At 41.7% G+C, this 2,292-nt stretch carries 2 protein-coding genes; both read left to right on the top strand.

The genetic code is table 11. The features are described from left to right. On the top strand, window positions 1-648 hold a 648-nt coding region (locus NT175_07340), incomplete at its 5' end, for a T9SS type A sorting domain-containing protein (GenBank protein MCX6234523.1). Between the two features lie 366 nt (window positions 649-1,014). After that, window positions 1,015-2,292: carboxypeptidase-like regulatory domain-containing protein (locus NT175_07335; protein ID MCX6234522.1), on the top strand; the 1,278-nt coding region annotated here is incomplete at its 3' end.

Raw genomic sequence — 2,292 nt, 5'->3', positions numbered from 1 at the left:
ATTCAGGGAACCTATACAGTGGCTGCATCAGCTGCAGGGTATCTGGAACAGGTTGCTGAAGACGTGATGGTTGAAGGGATTACGACCCAGGACTTTGCACTTGAACCTGAACCATGCTTGCCTCCACTTAATCTGGAAGGCGTAGTCCTCAATGAGGTTGACGTATACCTTACATGGCAGTCATCCACTGCAGTTGACCGGAGCACTAATCGCATGTCATTGCTTGGCTACAACGTCTACCGCGATGGGGTTAAGATCAATACCAGCTTGGTTATGGAAACACAATATACTGATATGGATCTTGCACCTGGCTCATATACCTACTATGTAACTGCTAAGTACACCTTGTGCGAATCAGAACCTTCCAATACCATTACAGTTCAGGGCGTAAGTATTGACGAGCTTCTGGGTAGTATGATCAATGTTTACCCGGTACCTGCAAAGGATTATGTAAACATTGAAGTGAGCGACAATGTCCGCGAACTAAGGGTTATCAACTATGTAGGACAGGTGGTGCTTGAACAGAATGTCGGCCAGGACAAGAGCTTCCAGCTCAATACCTCCACACTCAGCTCAGGCTCATACATGATCGAATTCACATCTGAAGATGGCAATATCATCACCAGAAGGATTGTGATCAGCAGGTAACCATTTATTTGGATACGAAAAAAGAGGGTGCCTCACTTTTGTGACACCCTCTTTTTTGTGGTTTTGAACAAAATACTGTTCATTAATCAAAATAATTTTTTTTACAGAAGTTAAAAAATATTTTTGAAATGTGTAATAAAGTTTTTTGTATCTTTATTGTTGAAAAATATTTTAAATTTCTTGGGATATTTTTTTAATAAATTTGCAATTGATACACTCTTTTTTTTATATATTTGTGATAAGGTTGGCAAATTGTGTATTATTTGAAGATAGAACCTTGAGAAATCAACCATATATTATCCATTTAAATTAATATTTTATAGAGTAATAAACTTAATATCATATTGTTAACAAAAATTCATGACCATGAAAAAAGCTACTCAACTCAGTAAGCTGATGATAATAATATTATTGTCAGTTTTTATGTTTTATTCGCATGCTGATGCGGATGGTGTTAAAACCATTGGTACCGGTACCGGTACAGAACAGTATACGCCTCTTGATGATTATTGGATGTATAGCTGGTCTGAGATTGTATATCAGCAAAGCGACATTGGACTGGGATCTGTTTTAATAAATCAGATTGCATTCCAGGTGGCAGTACCAGCTTCTACAACCCTTAAGCAAAATCAACAGGTTTACATGAAAAATGTAGGCTATTCAACCATTACCAGCAATGCGTACCCAAACCCGACAGCCAACGGGTATACGCTCGTATATTCAGGTAATGTCAATTTATTGACAGGCTGGGTGGTCATCACATTCCAAGCACCATTTGTCTATGATGGAACCAACCTCTCCATTGTCTGGGAAAATCGTAATGGTGCATATTACTATCCTTATACATATTTTTATTACACATCCCGGGCAAGCTCATGCAAATATAGATACCAGGATAACTCTTTCCCGACAGATGCAGGAACAATTGGAGCCTATCAGGCCAATATCCAGTTATACTGGGCAGAGATTCCACCTGCTACTCTTGATGGTACAGTTACAGATGCCTACACAGGCCTGCCCATACTCGGTGCAAAAGTCACAGCCGGAACCACTGTAATGTACACATTGGAAGATGGTACATATACCACACCTATTGTTCCAATGACGTATAATATTATTTTTGAAAAGCCGGGCTATACCACACAATCACAATATGTCTATGTAGCACCGGGCAGCACGACTACTGTTGATAAAGCCCTTTGGGAAGAGGCTGTACCTCCGTCAGGTGTTCTCGCAGCGCTTCGTCCACCAAATAATAACGTGGTGGATGTAACCTGGGGAATACCCAATGGATATTATGAAGTCATTTATGATGACGGTACGTTTGAAAACATGACGGCATGGCTGGAAGAAGGAAGCCTGAATGCACTGAAGTTTACACCGGTCGGGTATCCTGTCAATGTTACTGGTGGTTCGGTGAATATCGGTGATGGCACTTTTCCTCCGGGCGGTGATCAATTGCAGACATTCGGCATTGCCGTTTTCGACGATGATGGCCCCAACGGCTACCCGGGCACTTATCTGGGAAGCATTGAAGTGGAACCACAAGCCTTCGGATGGGTGTCGTTTGACCTGTCATCCCTCGGCATTACCTTTTCCAGTGGTGAATTTTATATCGGCATGCAGCAGGGAGGCAACTGGCCC

It is taken from the genome of Bacteroidota bacterium (genome assembly GCA_026391695.1).
GTDB lineage: Bacteria > Bacteroidota > Bacteroidia > Bacteroidales > JAGONC01 > JAPLDP01.
This window is presented reverse-complemented; position numbering and strand designations above follow the sequence as displayed.